This window comes from Amycolatopsis pretoriensis (assembly GCF_900107925.1).
GTDB classification, from domain to species: domain Bacteria; phylum Actinomycetota; class Actinomycetes; order Mycobacteriales; family Pseudonocardiaceae; genus Amycolatopsis; species Amycolatopsis pretoriensis.
Genome location: NZ_FNUJ01000005.1, coordinates 186,866 through 204,482, shown reverse-complemented (window position 1 = coordinate 204,482; position 17,617 = coordinate 186,866). Strand labels below are relative to the sequence as shown.

Here is a 17,617-nt window from a genome sequence, read left to right as displayed (position 1 = left end):
GTGCTCTTTTCGGCGTAGTGAGTGACTGGTTGTGACGTCTTCATTGGCGGCGCAAGTCGTCGAGCACGGCTTTCATCGGCCACGGCTCGGGGACGCGCGGGCGTCGTGACCGAGCGTGGCGGGGTCGCGGGATCGCCGCCTGGATCGTCGGCACCATGATCGGCACGACCGGCACGGGCACCCGCGCGACGAGCCGGCGCACGACGACGAGCAGGAGCCCGGCGCACAGCAGCAGGGCGGCGCTCGCGGCGATCGCGCCGGCGAGCGTGCGGCGGCCGTCGTCGAGGGTGAGCTGCACGGCGTACTGGCTCTGCTGGGAGTACAGGTTGCCGAGCTGCTGGGACACGCGGTAGGCGGCGCTGCGCCAGGTGGACTCGGGGATGGGCAGCGGTTCGGCGGCGGCCAGCGCGTCTTCGACGGCCGCCAGCGTGCTCCAATCGGCGCTGCGCGTGAGCGACTCGTACGCGGTACGGCCACTTTCGGTGAGCTGCGGCGCGATCCGCTCCAGATCGGCCCGGTAGGCGGCGACGGCCCGGGTGAACGGCCGCCGCGTCACCGCGTCGATCCCCGCCAGGGCGAGGGAATCGGAGCGATCCATGCCCTCGGCGACGGAAAGCAGCTCGACGGCGGTCGTCTGCTGGTAGGCGGATTCCGCATCGGGCGCGTGCCGGGCGTACTCGCGCAGGCCGGCGATGGCGGTGTCGATCCGCTGGGTGAAATTCGCGTACGCGGCGGTCCGTTGGTCGGGCACGGACATCGCCGCGCTCCGCTGCCCCTGCAGCGATCCGACGGCGCTGGCGGTCCGGCCCGCGGCCCCGGCCGTCTCCATTGCCGACTCGCGCGTCAGGTTCGCTTGGTGGACCAGGAAGAACGCGATCACGACCGCCACGACGACGAGCGCGCCGCCGGGCACGAACGCGATGCACAGCATGCGGCCGCGGACGGATCGCAGGTACTTCAAGACGTTCCTTTCCCAGCCTCAAGCCCCGCAAGCATCCCGACGGAGTTCAACCTATTGAGTGAGAGATTCACCGGTCAACGCCGGTCCGCCATACGGGCGTTAGCGCACCGTGACGGCTGAGGAGAATCGGGCGCGTGACCTTCGACGACGTGACCCAGCGCCTCCGAGACTTCGCGGCGGCGCGAGCCTGGGAGCCGTACCACACCCCGAAGAACCTCGTGATGGCGTTGTCCGGCGAGGTCGGCGAGCTGACGTCGCTGTTCCAGTGGCTGACCCCGGAGGAGTCGGACGCGTGGCGCGCCGATCCGACGTTGGAGGCGAACGTCCTGGACGAGATCGCGGACGTCACGCTGTACCTGCTCCAGCTGGCGGACCGCCTGGGCGTGGACCTCGCGGCCGCGGCGCACGCGAAGATCGACCGCAACGAGAAGCGGTTCCCGGCTTAGATCTCGCTCAGCAGCGGCGGCGGCGTGCTGGCGACGGGAGCGTCCGGATCGGCCAGCCACCCGCCCCGGCCGTCGGACCGCAGCATCGACCAGATCCCGAACTCGTCGAACCGCAGCTGCGCGATGCCTTGTTCGGAGTCGTCATCGGTCCGGAGCTCGACGATGGTGACCACGCCGTCCCGCACCCGGCACTCGACGCGGAGGCGGTCGCGGAGGTGTTCGGGAACCCGCTGGGCACACCACCGTTCGATCTGCCGCAACGCGAGCTCGGGTATCGCCATGGGTCCAGTGAACCGCACGGCGGTCAAAGCGCCGCGATGACGTCGGCGTAGGTCTGCTCGGCCGCGCGCCCATCGGTGGGCACGACGAGGCAGCGAGATCGCTGCGGCAGGTAGGCGGCGAGCTGGTCGTGGATCCGCTCGACGACGGCGACCCCGCCCCGCTGGTTGACGACGTCGTCAACGCCTTGGTTGGCGGCATCGCCCTTGGCGGCCCGCGCGGCGAACCGAGCCCCGGCGACGGCTTTGTCGGCGGTGAGCAGGATTTCCCGGTACTCGGCGCCGCACCGCTCGGCGACGTCCTCGAAGGGCCGGATGTCGGCGACGCGGGTGGCGAGCTGCGGCATGACGACGTCGTGCCCGGTCCGCAGGTGCGTCTCGGCCATGGCGAGGGTGAGCAGCTGCGCGGCCTCGAAGGTCTCGAAGAAGGTGTCCGGCCAGCCCCCGATGAGGCAGACGACCCGATCGGTGTCCAGGTTCAGCACCCCGGGCCGCCGCTCGGCGTAGGCCTGCGCGATCGTCGACTTCCCGATCCCGGTGGGTCCGTTCAAGTGGATCAGTCTCGGCACCGCGCCGACGGTACCGAAACCCCGCTCACCGCGGCGCGGGCTCGGTGATGCGCCAGCCGCCGAGCAGGGCTCCCACCCCCAGCGCGCCCAGGAAGATCCCGGCCGCCAGTCCCGAACCGGTGAACATCGCCACGACGACGATGAACATCAGCAGCAACCCCACACCCATCAGGACCCGGCCGCCGACCACCTTCGCCGGCCGCGCCGCCGACGCGGCCTGGACCGCGGGCGCTTCGAACCCGAGGGCGACCGGTGCGGCCCGGACGTCGAGCACCTCGGCCCCCAGCTCGCCCGCCCGCGCCACCCGCGGCTCGTTGGCCGGCACGGTCGCGTCCACCACGAGGTGCGTGACGCTCGCGGTCAGCTTCTTGGCCAGCTGGACGCCTTCCTCGAGCACCCGCGCCCGCATGCGGTCCGCGTCCACCGTGCTCCCGAGCACCAGGACCCGGGTCGCCTTCCCGCCGTCAGCCGGGCGTACCTCGACCCCGGCGACGCCGAGCGCGGTCGCCACCTGACGCAGCTCGCGCGCTTCCGCCGCCGTCACGACGCCGTCCCGTTCCGCGATCTCGCGCAGCGCCGTCACGAACTGCTCGTGCGTCGACCGCACCCGCGCGTCGGGCAGTCCCGCCTCGGCCGCCAACGCGGCCAGCGCCGTCACCTCTTCGCGCGTCAGGTGCTGGTCCGCGACGACTTCCGCGAGCAGGTCCAGGTAGGCGTCGCCGTCCCGGCCGGCGACGATCCGCTCGACCGCGTCGGCCATCCAGCCCGGCTCCGCCGGCGTCACCTCGCCGCGCGGGAGCAGCCGGCCGCCGGTGAACCGGGGCAGAGCGGGGAGGACGGGAGCGGCGGCGAACGTGAACCCGTACCGCTCGACCATGCCCGTCACGAGCCGGGCGACCGTCCTCGCGCCGGACAACGCCGGCTGCCCGGACCGCGCCGGCACGCCGAGCGCGTGCGCGACCGTCGTGAGCCGGTAGTTCGGCAGCCGCAGGACCGACTGCGCCGCCGCCAGCGTCGAAACGCCCGGCAGCACGGGCAGCCGGACCCCGGAAAACTTGACTTCGAACTCCAGGAAAGCCGAGACGAACGCCAGGTCGTGCGCCACGACCACGCTGCCGGCGCACAGGTCGAGCAACGGCCCCAGCACCGCCCCGAACGGCGGCGCGTCGTCGAGTTCGCCGCGCGTGATGCCGTGCGCCGGTCCCGGCGGCACCCCGGCGCCCGGGTCCACCAGCGTCGTCAGCTGACCGGCGATCGAGCCGTCGGCGTGCACCCGCACCGCGGCGAGTTCGACGACGCGCCCGGGACGCAGCCCGGTGGTCCGGATGTCGACGGCCGTGAAGGCGGTTCCGTGCGCGGGGTGTCCGCCGGGCCCGTGCAGCGACAGAAGTTCGATCACGTCTGCACGGGTCGTTCCGCGGCCGGGTCTTGTGACAGCTTTTCGGTTCGGAACCGTGGTTCGTGACGTGATCGTGACGGCAACATTCCCCCGGATAACGACTGGTGGTCGATCACGAGCCCACGCGTAACAACGGCGGGAGATTTCCCGAGTACTCCCTCGGCACGTCGTGTTCGAGGAACGAGGGAATCCGGGGATGAAACGCCTTCCGAACTGGCTGAAGATCGTCTTGGCCGCTTTCGCCGTCCTGTTCGTCCTGGGCGCGATCTTCGGGAAAGCCCCGGAGCCGGCGCCCGTCGCCGCCACGCCGGCGGCGCCCCCGTCGACGTCGACGACCCCCGTGACCAGCACGACTCCGGTTCCCGTCAGCTACACGGTCGCGTCCGTGACGGACGGCGCCACGGTGGTCGTGCAGGGCAGCGACGGCTCGAGCAGAACCGTGCGCGTCCTCGGCGTCACCGCGCCGATCGTCGGCAACGGCTGCTACGGACTGGAATCACTCGGCTGGGCGACCACGACGCTTTCCGGCAAAGCCGTGACGCTCGGCGTGGAAACGGCACAGGGCATCGCCGTGACCTTGGCCGGCGGCCAGGACTACGCCGCTCTCGCGATTCAGGGTGGTTATCTCAAATACGCGACCGACGCCGCTTTGCCCGCCCTCGCGGCCGCCGAAAGCGCGGCGAAGCAGGCCGTCAGCGGGCTGTGGGGACCGCCGTGCAACGGGACCATCGACGCCCCGGCGCCGACACCCACGCCCACGCCCACGCCCGAGCCGCCGGTCACGAAGGCAGCCCCGGTGCCCCCGCCCGTGCGGACCACCGAGGAAGCCCCCGAGCCCGATTCCTCCGTGTACTACAAGAACTGCGCCGAGGCGAGGGCCGCGCACGCCGCACCGATGCACGTCGGCGAGCCCGGCTACCGTAAGGGGCTGGACCGCGACGGCGACGGCACGGCTTGCGACCGGTGATCTAACCTGGGGCGATGACCACCGCCGACGAACTGCTCGGCCGGCTCGCCGCCCTCGATCGGGACGGCCTGGCGAAAGTCCTCACCCACCGGCCCGACGTGTTGCGCGAACCGTGGCCGCGGCGGCTCGACGTCGTCGCGGCGCGGCTCGCCTCGGCCGAGTCGCTCGACGAAGCCGTGCTCGGGCTTTCAGCGCCTCAGATCCAGGTCCTGGGCGCCGTCCAGCTGTGCCACGCGCTCGGGTTGCGGCCGACGCCCCTCGCGGAAGTCGGGAAGCTCCTCGGCTCGACCGCCTTCGAGTCCTATGTGGATGATCTGGTCGAGCGCGCCCTCCTGTGGCGCGACGACGACCGCCTCACGCTGCCGGATCTCCTGCGCCGCGGCAACTTCCACACCGAAGGGCTCGGTCAGCCGGTCGCGGACCTGCTGGTGGAGCTGGGTCGCGGCCCCATGGCGCGGCTGTCCAAGGCCCTCGGGCTGCCCGCGGGCCTGAAGGAGCTCGTCCACTTCTACCGCGACGGCGACCGCGTGCGCGAGCTGTTCCGCACCGCGCCCGAGCCGACGCGGAAACTGTTGCAGGACATGGCCGACGGCGTTCCCGAGGCCGAGGGCGTGCTGCCGTTCCACACCGCGGAGGGCTGGGCGTTCGAGCACGGCTTCCTCATCAGCACCTACTACGGCAGCGCGGCCATGCCGATCGAGGTGTCGCTCGCCCTGCGCGGCCCGGACCACCAGCTGCCGTTCACGCCCGAGGAACCCGGCCACGCCACCACGCACGTCGGAGCCGAGTCGGTCGAAGCGACGTCGTCGGCCGCCGCGCTGCGGCTGCTCGACCGCGTCTCGGCCGTTCTCGACCTCGCCGCCGCGGAGCCGCTTCCGCTGCTCAAGGACGGCACGATCGGCGCGCGGCTCATCAAGAAGGTCGCCAAGGAGACCGGCGCGACGCCCGCGGAGATCGAGCTGGCCATCGACCTCGCGGCGCAGGCCGGGCTGCTGCTGGCGGACGAGCCGCCCCCGCCGCGTCGCGGGCAGAAGGCGCCGCCGCCCACGCTCGCCACGGATCCCGACCTCGTCCGGCCCGCACCGGCGTTGCTCTACCGCCTGCTGCTGACGACCTGGTGGGATCCGGCGCCGCCGGAGTTCGGGACCGACGTCGGCGCGCTGGTGCGGCGGCTGGTCGTCCGGCTGCTCGCGCGGCTCGAACCCGGCGTGGCGATCACCGGCGACCTGACCCGCCTCGCCGAATGGCACGCGCCGATGCTGCTCACCGAGGACTTCGCCGGGCACGTCGCGGACGCGGTCGAGGCGGCCGAACTCCTCGGCGTCGTCGCGCACGGCGCCGTCACCGCGGTGGGCCGCGCGCTGCTCTCCGGCGAAGACCTCGTCGAGGTCACCGACGGGCTGGTCGCCCGTGCGCGGACGACGGCGCTGTTCGGCACCGACCTCACCGCGATCGTGCCCGGCTCACCGGACGCGCGGCTCGCCGCGGCCCTCGACCGCGTCGCCGATCGCGAGGCCCAGGGCACGGCGACCAGCTGGCGGTTCTCCCCCGCGTCCGTCCGGCGCGCGTTCGACCAGGGCGCGACGGCCGACGGGCTGCTCGACGAGCTTCGCGCGCTCGCCGCCGGCGAGCTGCCGCAACCGCTGGTGTACCTGGTCAACGACGTCGCGCGGCGCCACGGCGAGGCGCAGGTCCTCGACGTCGCGAGCGTCGTCGTCGGCGAACCCGCCGTGCTCACCGAGCTCGCCGCGCACCGCAAGCTCGCGAAACTCGGGCTGCGCGCGGTGGCGCCGACCGTGCTGACGTCCACTGTGGACGCTGCTGGCACGCTCGACGCGTTGCGCGAAGCCGGTTACTCGCCGACCCACCACGCGGCCGACGGCAGCATCGTGCTGCCCGCCCGCGAGCCGGCGGCGCCGAAGGTCACCTTTCGGGACCCGGAGCCGGACGACCGGCCGCCCGACGCGTGCCAGCACGCCGAGCGGTTGCTCGCGGCGCCGCCGAGCGGCCCCAGCCTGCTGCGCGGGCAGCTGGCGCGGGCCATGAGCGACCGCTACGCCGGCCGTCTGACGCCGAAGCAGCAGCAGCTCTGCTGGCAGCTCGAAGCCGGGATCCCCGCGGACGTCGTTTACCAGGAGGACGACGGTCCCGTCCGGCTGGTGATCGCGTACCCGGAGCTCGACGGCGACGCCCTGGACGTCTGGTCGCTCGGCGACCACGCGTACCGCCGGCTCGAGCTGGCGCGGATCGAGCTCGGCTAGGCCTCGACGCCGGTGAGCCGCGCGTAGACCACGACGTTGTCGAGGTAGTTGCCGCTCGACCGGTCGAACTCGCCACCGCAGGTGATGAGCCGCAGCTCGGGCTCGGCGGTGTCGCCGTAGACCTGGTCGGTCGGGAACTGCGCCTTGGCGTAGTGGTCGACGCGGTAGACGGTGAAGACCGCGGTCCGGCCGTCGGACCGCCCGACCCGCGCCTGCTCGCCGGGCTTCAGCTCCTTGAGCCGCGAAAAGGCGCCGGGAACGTGCTTGTAGTCGACGTGCGCCGCCAGCACCGCCGGGCCGACCTCGCCGGGCGAGGGCGCGCCGGTGAACCAGCCGACCGTCTTCGCGTCGCCCGGGACCTCGAGCTCACCCTTCGGGGTCAGCCCGAGGTCCTTGATCGCGTCGGCGCGCACGCCGATCGCCGGGATGCTCAAGGAGGCCGGTTTCGCCGCCGGGAGCCCGCCGCCGGACGGCGTGGCGGTGGTCGACGGCGCGACCCCGACGGGCACGGCGGACGGTGGGGCGACCTGCGCCGGCGCGTGCGGCGAAAACGCGAGGACGAGGGCCACCACCAGAACCGACCCGAGCGCGGCGACGACCGCCGTGACCGCCGGCCACAGCCGCGGGTGCCTCAATTCGCGCGCCGGCGCAGGTGGAACACCATGCCACCGGACGCCGCCGCGGCGAGCAGGGCGCCGCTCAGCACGAGGATCCCGGGGGCGCCTTCGTCCGGCTCACCGCCGCCGGTGGCCACGCCGCCGACCGGCTTCACCTTGACCTGGCCGCCCGTCGTCGTGGATTTCTTGGTGGTCGTGGTTTTCGGGGCCGTGTGGGTCGTCGTCGACGGCTGTTCGGACGTCGGCGTGGACGTGTTCTGCTGCGGGCGGTGCGGCAAGGATTCGCAGGCTTTGCCGTCGTTGTCGTCACCGTCGAGCCCGTTGGGGTCGGACGGGTCTTGGTCGTAAACGGCCTGAGCGTCTTCCTGATACTTGAAGTCCGAGCAATTCAGGTCGGCCGCGAGGGGCGTCGCGAGCTGCGCGGAGGCGAGGGAGACGGGACCGAGAAGAGCGAGCCCGGCGACGGCCGCGGCGGTCGTCAGGGCACGACGAAACAAGGACACCGGAAGGTCCTTTCAGGAAGAATCGGGGCGATTGCGTGGTAAGTATCGCGGTGCCGCGAGCCCTGTTACGGACTATTCCGGGATTTCGGAAACGTCAGCGCTCCACCGGAAATCCGGGGTCTCGTGATTCTTTGCCATTCGCCGCTGACCTGCGGAATCAGTGACGGAAATACGTGGCTTCGAAAATGTTACGAGATCAGCGGTCACACTTTGGGCGTAATCGCCGGTGTGACGTGCGGACCAGCCGGCACCACGGCGTCCGCGTACCCCGTAACCTGGGGATATGCCGATCCAGGTACTGCTCGTCGACGACCACGAACTGGTCCGCCGCGGGCTGCGCGACCTCCTCGGCGACGAGCCCGACATCGAGGTCGTCGCCGAAGCGAGCAGCGTCGAAGAGGCGCTGGCGGTGGCGATGCACGTCGAGCCGGAGGTCGCGGTGGTCGACGTCCGCCTCGGCGACGGCGACGGCATCACGCTCTGCCGCGAGCTGCGGTCCAAACCGAACCCGCCGGCGTGCCTGATGCTGACGGCGTTCGACGACGAAGAGGCGATGGTCGGCGCGATCATGGCCGGCGCCGCGGGTTACCTGCTGAAGCAGGTGCGGGGGCAGGACGTGGTGAACGCGGTCCGCGAGGTCGCGGCCGGGCGGTCGCTGCTGGACCCGGTGAGCACCGCGCGGGTGCTGGACAAGATGCGCCACCCGCCGACGGACGAGCTGGCGGCGCTGACCGAGCGCGAGCGGGACGTGCTGGAGCTGATCGGCCAGGGCCTGTCGAACCGCGAGATCGCCGAGCGGCTGTTCCTCGCCGAAAAGACGGTCAAGAACTACGTCACGTCGGTGCTGGCGAAGCTCGGCATGCAGCGCCGGACGCAGGCCGCCGCGTGGATCGCTCGCCGGGAGAAGTAACTCCGCGCGACGGTCGTGTCCGCAAGCCGCCGTTCGCTGCGTCCTTTTCAGTCATCGTCACGGTCCGCCACGCGGATCGGCGGTTTTGACCTGCAGTTTTCACTCGAATGTGAGTCGAATGGGTGTTCGAAAACCCGGTACGATCTTCGATGAGGGCGATGAAGGGAGGCTGGATGACCCGAGAAGGATAGGTCGCGATCAGTCGATGGTTCAGTCGAGTGGGAGGTCGAACGCGACGAGCGTGCCGAGACTGGGTGAGGAGTTCAGGAAGAACTTGCCGCCCGCGGCGTCCGCGCGTTCGGCGAGATGACGCAGGCCACGGGTGGCGACGCCTTGGGGGACGCCGGAACCGTTGTCCCGGACACGGAGTTTCACGCCGTCGGAGTCCCTGGCCAAGGTCACGCGGGTTTCGCTCGCGCCGGAGTGTCTGACCACATTGGACAGTGCTTCGCGCAGGGCGGCCCGGATGTGGTCGGCGCGTTCCGCGGGGATGTCGGCGAATTCGCCGGACAGCTCCAGGGTCGGCGGGTACCCGAGCAGCTCGCCGGCGATGCGGACCTCGCCGCGCGCCGACTCGGCGAGGTCGGTGGGCGTGCCGGTGTCGTGGCGAGGCTCCGGTGACCTCAGCGCGCGCACGGTGCCGCGGATCTCCTCGATGGTCTGGTCGAGCTGGTCGATGGCGTCGGAAAGCCGGGCGCCGTCGGCTTGGGCGAACCGCTTGCGCATGTTGCGCCGGACCCGGTCGAGCTGCATGCCCGCGCCGTAGAGCCGCTGGACGATGACGTCGTGGAGCTCGCGAGCGATCCGTTCCCGCTCCTCGTACAGCGCGACGCGGTGCCGCGCGTTGGCGCCTTCGGCGAGCGCGAGCACAACGCCGGCCTGGGCAGCGAAGGCGACGAGCATCTCGACGGTCCCGGCGGAGAACGGCTCGCGCCCCCGCTTGCGGTAGACGGTGAGCGCGCCCAGCACGCGTCCCCCGGACCCGAACGGCGCGGCGGCGAAGGCCCCGTAGCCGTGGAGTTCGGCGGGCACGAAGGGCGCGGTCCGCGGGTCGACGGTGAAGTCGGCGCTCGCGACGGGCTCACCACCGCGCGCGACCCGTCCGGCGGCGGAGTCGGCGGGGAGGGCGAGTCCGCGCAACGACTCACCGTTGCCATCGTCGGGCGCGGGTTCATCGGCACCGGCGTGGTGCGCGGCCTCGACCACGACACGGCCGTCGTCGGCACTGACCATGGCCAGGCCGAGGTCGGCATCGGCGAGTTCGGCCGCCCGGGCGACGACGGTGTCGAGCACCGCGCCCGGATCGTCGCCGGACAGGGCGGTGCTCGTGATCTCGGTGGCGGCGGACAGCGCCCGCGCGGCAAGCGTCGGATCCATGAGTTCCGTCATTATCGCGCGCCGCGGCGGCGGCACGCCAAGCGCGCTGGAAGAACGGATCACGACACGGGCACCCGCGTGAAAACCCGGCCATCGCGAACCTCGAGCACGAGGTCAGCGTCGGCGGCCTCCTCAGCGCGGTGGGTGACGTGCACAACGGTCCGCCCGGCAAGCGCCTCCCGCAGGTGCGCCCGCACAACGTGCGCGGTCGGTTCGTCGAGGTGGGAGGTGGGTTCGTCGAGCAGCACGAGCCCCGCTTCGGACGCGCCGAGCAAGGCCCGCGCGAGTGCGACGCGCTGGGCTTGGCCGCCGGAGAGCCCACTGCCACCGCTGCCCAGCAGAGTCGAGGGATCAACGTCCTCGACGGCCGCTTGCCGAAGGGCTTCCCGCAGGTCGTCGTCTCCCGCGGCCGGCCTCGCGAGACGAAGGTTTTCGCCAACGGTGGTAGCGGCGAGCATCGGCTCTTGAGGAGCCCAGGCAACCCGCCCCGGAACGTCGGCGAAACCGCGCCTCGGCGCGAGAAAGCCAAGCAGAGCGGCGACAAGGGTGGACTTCCCGGCCCCACTGGGCCCAACAACGGCGGCGTAGGTCCCGGGCGCGAGGTCGAGATCGACATCGCGAAGAACGAGCGGGCCACCGGGCCACCCAAGATCAGCCCCCCGCAGCACAACGCGGCCATCGGTTTCGCCGGCAACCTCGCGCGGCGGCAGGCGGCGCTCGAAGCCATCCCCGTCGCGCGCATCGCCGCGCTCCAGGTCGGCCTCGCCCTGCGCGCCGGCGAGCCGAGGCTCGGCCACATCCCAAGCGCCGCGCTGCCCGAACTCGGCCACGCCCGGTGCACCACTGCGGCCGATCTGAGGTGTGTCCCGCCGTCTGGCGCCAGCCTCACCCCGCGCGCCAGTGCGGCCGACCTGAGCCATGCCCCGGGCGCTGTCCTCGTCCCCCTTCTCGACCTGCGCCGGGGCGTCAGCCAAGCGGCGGCGCGCCTGCTGCAGCGTGTCCCAGTGCTGGGCCACCGCCGGCAGCAGCGCCAGCACCTCCGCCAATGCCAACGGCACCAACGCCACCAGCGGCGCCAGCACCGGGTCGAGCCCTCCCGCCGTGACCGCTCGCGCCGCGAAGGCCGTGCTGATCACCGCGCCCGCTCCGCACGCCAGCGTCACCAGCGCTTCTGCCGCGCCCGCGCCGAAAGCCTGGCGGCGCGCTTCCCCCACCAACCGCATGTCCGCGTCCGACAACGCCCGGCGGTGCTCGCGATCCCGGCCGAACGCCAGCAGCTCGGCCGCTGCCTCGAACAGGACCAGCACCCGCGATGACACCTCGCGCCGGCCGTCCGCCAGGGCCGATGTCGCCCGGCGCTCCGCCCGCAACGCCACCCACGGCGCGCACAACCCCACCGCCACCGCGGCCAGCAACGTCAGGCCCGCCGCCGGCAACACCCACGTCTGCACCGCGATCGCCCCCGCCGCGACCAGCGCCACCACCAGCGGCGGCGACACCACCCGCGGCAGCAGATCGCGCACCGCGTCGACGTCGGCCACCAAGCGCCGCTGCCCCTCGCCCGCTCGCAACCCGCGTGCCGGCCCCAAGCGGACCAGCGAATTCCACAACCGGACCCGGAGACGGCCGGCGATGCGGAACGCCGCGTCGTGCGTCACCAGCCTTTCCACGTACCTCAGCGTCGCGCGGCCCAGGCCGAACGCGCGGACCCCGACCACCGCGACCGTCAACGTCAGGATCGGCGGCTGCTGCGACGCCTTGGCGATCAGCCAGCCCGACGTCGCCGTCAGCGCCATCCCCGCCAGCAACGCCACCGCGCCCAAAGCCGCACCGGCGAAGAGCCGGCCGTCGAGCAACGCGCGCCAGGGCAACGGCGCACCAGAAGTGTCCACTGTGGACGATGAAGGCGCGATCGGAATGTCGGGAGACGTGTCGACCGCCGCCGTGCGCTCGTGGGCCGCGATGATCGCCGCCGCGCCGTTGTCGACCGCGCGCCGGACCGCCGCGAGCACCAGACGCGCGTTGGCCTCGTCGAGGTGAGCCGTCGGCTCGTCGAGCAGGAGCAGCCACGCGCCGTCGCGGACCCGCTGCAGCGCCCGGGCCACCGCGACTCGCTGACGCTGTCCCAGCGAAAGCCGCGTCACCGGGCGGTCCGCGAGCCCGTCGAGGCCGAGTTCGGCGAGGAAGTCCTCGCCGCCCGCTTCCTCCCGGACGGTGCCGCCGGTGAACACCGGCGACTGCGGCACCCACGCCACCTGTTCGCGCCAGCGCGCGAGGTCGGCGTCGGCCAGGTTCGTCGCGCCGACTGTGATGGCGCCGTCGTCGGCCGGGACGAAGCCGAGCAGCGCCGAAAGGGTCGTCGACTTGCCGCCGCCGCTCGGGGCGCGCAGCCAGACCGTCTCGCCGGAGCGGACCGTAAACGTCTCGCCGTCCGGCGCGAACCCGCCGCGCCGCGCGACCCGCAACGCCGACACGCGCAGCTCGCCCGGCGGCGGCACCGACGTTCCGGCCGCAGGCGCGGGGATGGCCAGCAGATCGGCGACGCGCCGGACCGCTTCGACGCCGTCCTCGCTCGCGTGGAACGCGGCGCCGACCGCGCGCAGCGGCTGGTAGCACTCGGGCGCCAGGATCAGCACGCCCAGGCCGATGGCCAGCGGCAGGCTCCCGCCGACGAGCCGGACGCCGATCACCACGGCGACCAGTGCGACCGACAGCGTCGCGATCAGTTCCAGCACGAACGCCGAGGAAAACGCGACCTTCAACGTCTTGAGCGTCGCGCGGCGGTGGCGTTCGGACAGCTGCCGGACGGTCTCGCCCTGCGCGGTCGCGCGCCGGAACGCCGTCAGCACCGGCAGCACGCGCACGAGTTCCAGCAGCCGGCCGGACATCCGGTGCGTCGCGTCGGTCGCGCCGGCGACGCGCCCGGCCGTGAACTTGCCGACGAGGATCGCGAAGACCGGGAGCAGCGGCACCGTCAGCGCGACGATCACCCCGGACGGCCAGTCGGCGAACAGGATCGCCGCGCCGGCGCCGAGCGGCACGACCGCCGCCGTCACCAGCGCGGGCAGGTACTCGCGGAAGTACGCGTCGAGCGCGTCGAGGCCGCGGGTCGTCAACGCCGTCAGCTCGCCGTGGCCGCGTCGGGCGATCCACTCCGGGCCGAGGCGCAGGGCGTGGTCGACGGCTCGGGCGCGCAGCTCGCGTTGCGCGGTCGCGGCCGCGCGGGCGGAGACCGTGCGCACCGCCCAGCCGGTCAGCGCGCGCGTCGCGACGAGCGCGAGCAGCGCGGCCAGCTGGGCGGTGCGTCCCCCGGAACCTGCTCCGACGATCGCCGCGAGGACGTCGGCGAGCAGGAACGCCTGTGCCACCAGCGCGGCGGCGTGGAGGAAGGACAGGAAGCCGACCAGGGCCAGCGCCCGGCGCACGGCCGGCACGAGGGCCGGCAATGCGCCGAGCGGGCCCTTTCCCGGCCGCGCTGAGTCCACTGTGGACTCCGAGGCGAGAAGGGTTGCGCGTCCGGGAAGCTTGTTCATGGTGCGTGGACCGCCGGGATGTGCTGGGTGCCGATGCGCTTGCGGAACACCCAGTAGGTCCAGCCCTGGTAGATCAGCACCGCCGGAGCGCCGAAGACGGCGACCCAGGTCATGACGGTCAGCGTGTACGGGCTCGAAGCGGCGCCTTCGATGGTGAGCGTGTTGGCGGCGTCGAGGGTCGAGGGCAGCACGTTCGGGAACAGCGAGCCGAACATGACCACGGCGGCCCCGGCGATGACGACGCCGAGCGCGGCGAAGGCCTGCCCGTCCCGGTCGGCGCGCAGCCGCAGCCAGGCGACGGCCGCGGCGAGAGCACTGATCCCGAACGAGAGCAGTGTCCACAGCGTGCCCTCGCGCCACTGGACGACCGAGAGGAACGCGACGATCGGCACCATGGCGGCCGGCAGCAGCTTCAGCGCCAGGCTGCGAGCGCGTTCGCGCAGGTCACCGCTGGTTTTGAGGGCGAGGAACGCGGCGCCGTGCGTCATCGCGAAGGCGGCGATCGCGACCGCGCCGAGCAGGGTGTCCCAGCGGAAGGCGGCGAACGCGGAGCCGACGCGGTTGCCTTCGGCGTCGAGGGGCAGGCCGAGGACGGTGGTGGCGAGGATCAGCCCGACGCCCAGCGGCGCGACCCACGAGCCGATCATGATCACGCGGTCCCAGGTGCGCCGCCAGCGTTCGGAGTCGACTTTGCCGCGGTACTCGAACGCGACGCCGCGGCCGATGAGGGCGAGCAGCACGATGAGGAGCGGCAGGTAGGCGGCCGAGAAGAGGCCGGCGTACCAGGCGGGGAAGGCGGCGAACATGGCTCCGCCGGCGACGATCAGCCAGACTTCGTTGCCGTCCCAGACGGGCCCGATGGTGTTGACCATGACGCGCCGCTCGGTGTTGTCCTTCGCGAGGACGGGCAGCAGCATGCCGACGCCGAAGTCGAAGCCTTCAAGGAAGAGGTAGCCGAGCCAGAAGAAGGCGATGACGACGAACCAGACGGTTTCGAGGGTCATCGGGTCCTGCCTTTCGCACGGTCGCCGCGAGTTATCCACACCCGGGCGAGTTGTCCACAGATTTGCTGTGGGTAACCCGCGAGAGTGACCAAGCCGATACGCTGGGTTCGGGGTCGCCCCCCGGGACGGGTGGGGGCTGCTCTGCGGGAGTCTGGGGCTGCTGCACAGCTGCTGAGCTGCGGGTTTGTCATTTCGCCCCCTCAGTACGCGAAGGCGAGCGTGTCGCCCTCGGCCTCGTCGGAGTCGGAGTCCTTCTTCGGTGGGGGCATCACCGCTTCGACGCCGCCGCGGATGTACTTGCGCATCAAGTACAGCTCCACCACTCCCAGCGCCGCGTACACCGTGGTCAGCGCGATCAGCGATGTCCAGACCTCGCCCGTCGTCAGGCGGGAGACCGCCTGGGCCGTGAACATCCACACCCCGTCGACGCCGCTCGGGTTGGGCGCCACCACGAACGGCTGGCGGCCCATCTCCGTGAAGATCCAGCCCGCGCTGTTGCCCAGGAACGGCGTTGCGATGCCGCCCAACACCAGTAGCGGGAACCAACGGCCGGACGGGATGCGATCGCGGCGGGTCAGCCACAGCGCGAGGAGGCCGATGCCCGCCGACACCGCGCCGAAGCCGATCATCATGCGGAAGCCCCAGTACGTCACCGGCAGGTTCGGCACGTAGTCGATCGGCTTGCCGGCCAGTGAACCCAGCGCCGGGTCGTCCGGGTAGTTCGTGCCGTACTTCGCCTGGTACTCCGTGATCAGGTCTTCGACGCCCTTGACCTCGGTCTTGAAGTCGTTGTGGGCCAAGAAGGACAGCAGCGCCGGGACGTTGAACGTCTTCACGTCCTCGCAGTTCGACCCCGCGACGTCGCCGATCGCGATGATCGAGAAGCTCGCCGGCTTTTCCGTGTGGCACAGGGCTTCCGCCGACGCCATCTTCATCGGCTGCTGCTCGAACATCAGCTTGCCCTGCGTGTCACCGGTGATCGCGAGGACCGCGAACGCCGCCACGCCGACCCAGCCGCCGAGGCGCAGCGACGAGCGCCAGACGTCCTGATTCGAACGACGCCGCCACAGGTGCCAGCCCGCGACGCCCACCAGGAACGCCGCCGCCACCGAGAACGCGCCGGCCAGGGTGTGCGGGATCGCGGCCAGTGCCGTGTTGTTCGTCAGCACCGCCCAGATCGAGTTCATCGTCGGCTTGCCGTTCTCGAACGTCACGCCGACCGGGTGCTGCATCCACGAGTTCGCCGCCAGGATGAAGTACGCCGACGCCATCGTGGCCAGCGAAAACGCCCACGCACACGCCAGGTGGACCTTCTTCGGCAGCCGGTCCCAGCCAAAGATCCACAGGCCGAGGAAAGTCGACTCGACGAAGAACGCGACGAGCCCTTCCATCGCGAGCGGCGCGCCGAAGACGTCGCCGACGAAGCGCGAGTACGCGCTCCAGTTCATCCCGAACTGGAACTCCTGCACGATCCCGGTCACCACGCCCATGGCGAAGTTGACCAGCAGCAGCTTGCCCCAGAACTTGGTCATCTTCAGGTGCCGCGGATCGCCGGTGCGGACCCACTGGGTCTGCATCGCCGCGACCAGGATCGACAGCCCGATGGTCAGCGGGACCATCAGGAAGTGGTAGACGGTGGTGATGCCGAACTGCCACCGCGCTAGCTCAAGGACCTCCACGTGGTCCAGCGTGCTCCGGGCCGCGGGACCCAGCTAGATCAAACGGTCCCGTCCCTCCCGGGACCAACGTCCTTCACCTGGTCGAGTGCCTGCCGCGCCTCCTCGGCGACGCCGCGGCGCGGCCCGGCGGAACCCAGCTCGAGGACGTGCCGCAACGCCAGCGCGTACGCGGTGTCGAACGCCCGGTCCGCGGCCACCGCGAGGTCCGGGCGGACGCCGACGCCCTCCCAGTTCTCCCCCGTCTCCGGGTGCAGCGAACGCGCGATCGAGACGGTCACGTCGAGGTAGGTGTCCACTTTGTACTGCTCACGCGGGTGGGCGCCGCCGCGGGTGGCCTCGCCCACGGTCTTCGCGCGGCCCTGCTGCTGGAGCGAGAACGCGAGGTCTTCGCCACCCGAGAACGTGTTCGGCCCGGTCAGCACCCAGACCGGCTTGGTACCGCCGAACCGCGAGCCCGGGACGTACGGCAACGTCCACATCTGCGTGGTCTTGTGGCCTTCGCGCTCGTAGATGTCGAGGTAGTGGACCTGCTCGTCGACGAGGTAGGTCTGCAGCAGTGCGCTCGTGCCCGGGGTACCGCCGCGGTTGCGGCGGACGTCGAGCAGCAGCGCGTCGGTGGGCGCGAGCAGTGTCATCGCCGCCGCGATCGCCGGCCCGGCCAGCTCGGGCGGGTACAGCATCGTCGTGTCGAGGTAGCCGACGTTGCCGGCCAGCCGCCGCACTTCGGCGATGCCGAACGCCTCCAGCTCGGCCTCGAGGCGGTAGCTCTCGGAGTTCACGGCCGCGTCGCCGTCGTCGGCGACCGGGTCGGCGTGGTGGCGCAGGCGCAGGTGCTTGTCGCCGTTGACCGACTGCAGGTCAGCTGTGACGAGCGTCGCGAACCCGGCGTCGTCGACACTCGCGTACGCGCCTTCGCCCAGACGCTGGCGCAGCACTTCCGCCAGCTTCGCCGCGACGTCGGGGAAGACGTAGTGCGCTTCCAACCGGCGGATGACTTCGTCGACCTGCGCAGCACGCGCTTCAGACCCCATGCCGTCAACCTACCCGAGGCCACAATCGAATTTTCGGTGTGCCGAAGAAAATTGTACGACACGGCTTGATGACAAATTCATG

15 protein-coding genes are annotated in these 17,617 nt (G+C 71.7%); 4 read left to right on the top strand and 11 right to left on the bottom strand.

The features are described from left to right. Positions 1–40: 40 nt before the first annotated feature. A complete protein-coding gene (locus BLV96_RS22645; protein WP_091389464.1) occupies positions 41–961 on the bottom strand; it encodes a nitrate- and nitrite sensing domain-containing protein in 921 nt (306 codons plus the stop codon). Between the two features lie 134 nt (positions 962–1,095). Between BLV96_RS22645 and BLV96_RS22640 the strand changes: the two genes are divergently transcribed. Next, positions 1,096–1,407, top strand: coding sequence for a nucleotide pyrophosphohydrolase (locus tag BLV96_RS22640; protein WP_086678635.1), 312 nt, complete (start codon positions 1,096–1,098; stop codon positions 1,405–1,407). On the opposite strand, the gene BLV96_RS22635 is transcribed toward BLV96_RS22640, so the two are convergent. From BLV96_RS22635 to BLV96_RS22625, 3 genes are read right to left on the bottom strand one after another with little or no spacing between them, the layout of a single operon-like run. Next, a complete protein-coding gene (locus BLV96_RS22635; RefSeq protein ID WP_086678634.1) occupies positions 1,404–1,688 on the bottom strand; it encodes a DUF3024 domain-containing protein in 285 nt (94 codons plus the stop codon). The genes BLV96_RS22640 and BLV96_RS22635 overlap by 4 nt on opposite strands. A gap of 23 nt (positions 1,689–1,711) precedes the next feature. Then, the gene (locus BLV96_RS22630) at positions 1,712–2,254 is read right to left on the bottom strand and encodes a P-loop nucleotide/nucleoside kinase family protein (RefSeq protein ID WP_086678633.1); all 543 of its coding nucleotides are present in this window, start codon (positions 2,252–2,254) and stop codon (positions 1,712–1,714) included. Positions 2,255–2,279: 25 nt separating this feature from the next. Continuing rightward, positions 2,280–3,653, bottom strand: a complete 1,374-nt coding sequence (locus BLV96_RS22625; RefSeq protein ID WP_086678632.1) for a 3'-5' exonuclease — start codon at positions 3,651–3,653, stop codon at positions 2,280–2,282. 196 nt (positions 3,654–3,849) lie between these two features. Here BLV96_RS22625 and BLV96_RS22620 point away from each other — a divergent pair, with 196 nt between their 5' ends. Then, a complete protein-coding gene (locus BLV96_RS22620; protein WP_086678631.1) occupies positions 3,850–4,620 on the top strand; it encodes an excalibur calcium-binding domain-containing protein in 771 nt (256 codons plus the stop codon). Positions 4,621–4,634: 14 nt separating this feature from the next. Beyond that, positions 4,635–6,881, top strand: coding sequence for a helicase-associated domain-containing protein (locus tag BLV96_RS22615; RefSeq protein ID WP_086678630.1), 2,247 nt, complete (start codon positions 4,635–4,637; stop codon positions 6,879–6,881). Here BLV96_RS22615 and BLV96_RS22610 read toward each other — a convergent pair. Next, the gene (locus BLV96_RS22610; RefSeq protein WP_086678629.1) at positions 6,878–7,516 is read right to left on the bottom strand and encodes a class F sortase; all 639 of its coding nucleotides are present in this window, start codon (positions 7,514–7,516) and stop codon (positions 6,878–6,880) included. The genes BLV96_RS22615 and BLV96_RS22610 overlap by 4 nt on opposite strands. Beyond that, complete coding sequence (locus BLV96_RS22605) at positions 7,513–8,001, bottom strand: excalibur calcium-binding domain-containing protein (RefSeq protein ID WP_086678628.1); 489 nt, start codon at positions 7,999–8,001, stop codon at positions 7,513–7,515. The genes BLV96_RS22610 and BLV96_RS22605 overlap by 4 nt, the downstream gene beginning before the upstream one ends. A gap of 283 nt (positions 8,002–8,284) precedes the next feature. On the opposite strand from BLV96_RS22605, the gene BLV96_RS22600 reads away from it, so the two are divergent. Continuing rightward, positions 8,285–8,911 (top strand): response regulator, encoded by a 627-nt coding sequence (locus tag BLV96_RS22600; protein WP_020642740.1) that lies wholly within the window; start codon positions 8,285–8,287, stop codon positions 8,909–8,911. Between the two features lie 210 nt (positions 8,912–9,121). Here the strand turns inward: BLV96_RS22600 and BLV96_RS22595 are convergent, their stop codons facing one another. From BLV96_RS22595 to BLV96_RS22575, 5 genes are all read right to left on the bottom strand, one after another. After that, entirely contained in the window at positions 9,122–10,288 is a 1,167-nt protein-coding gene (locus BLV96_RS22595) for a GAF domain-containing sensor histidine kinase (RefSeq protein ID WP_086678627.1), read from the bottom strand. Between the two features lie 59 nt (positions 10,289–10,347). After that, positions 10,348–13,821, bottom strand: coding sequence for a thiol reductant ABC exporter subunit CydD/CydC (locus BLV96_RS22590; RefSeq protein WP_244180407.1), 3,474 nt, complete (start codon positions 13,819–13,821; stop codon positions 10,348–10,350). Further along, complete coding sequence (cydB, locus tag BLV96_RS22585; protein ID WP_086678625.1) at positions 13,818–14,825, bottom strand: cytochrome d ubiquinol oxidase subunit II; 1,008 nt, start codon at positions 14,823–14,825, stop codon at positions 13,818–13,820. The genes BLV96_RS22590 and cydB overlap by 4 nt, the downstream gene beginning before the upstream one ends. A 200-nt stretch (positions 14,826–15,025) precedes the next feature. Next, positions 15,026–16,504, bottom strand: a complete 1,479-nt coding sequence (locus BLV96_RS22580; RefSeq protein ID WP_086678624.1) for a cytochrome ubiquinol oxidase subunit I — start codon at positions 16,502–16,504, stop codon at positions 15,026–15,028. 38 nt (positions 16,505–16,542) lie between these two features. Continuing rightward, entirely contained in the window at positions 16,543–17,535 is a 993-nt protein-coding gene (locus BLV96_RS22575; protein ID WP_086678623.1) for a S41 family peptidase, read from the bottom strand. Positions 17,536–17,617 lie beyond the last annotated feature (82 nt).

Coding starts and splice junctions, on each gene's coding strand:
- BLV96_RS22635 (WP_086678634.1), bottom strand. CDS start 1,688: ATGGCGATACCCGAGCTCGCGTTGCGGCAGATCGAACGGTGGTGTGCC.
- BLV96_RS22620 (WP_086678631.1), top strand. CDS start 3,850: ATGAAACGCCTTCCGAACTGGCTGAAGATCGTCTTGGCCGCTTTCGCC.
- BLV96_RS22615 (WP_086678630.1), top strand. CDS start 4,635: ATGACCACCGCCGACGAACTGCTCGGCCGGCTCGCCGCCCTCGATCGG.
- BLV96_RS22600 (WP_020642740.1), top strand. CDS start 8,285: ATGCCGATCCAGGTACTGCTCGTCGACGACCACGAACTGGTCCGCCGC.
- BLV96_RS22595 (WP_086678627.1), bottom strand. CDS start 10,288: ATGGATCCGACGCTTGCCGCGCGGGCGCTGTCCGCCGCCACCGAGATC.
- BLV96_RS22590 (WP_244180407.1), bottom strand. CDS start 13,821: ATGAACAAGCTTCCCGGACGCGCAACCCTTCTCGCCTCGGAGTCCACA.
- cydB (WP_086678625.1), bottom strand. CDS start 14,825: ATGACCCTCGAAACCGTCTGGTTCGTCGTCATCGCCTTCTTCTGGCTC.
- BLV96_RS22575 (WP_086678623.1), bottom strand. CDS start 17,535: ATGGGGTCTGAAGCGCGTGCTGCGCAGGTCGACGAAGTCATCCGCCGG.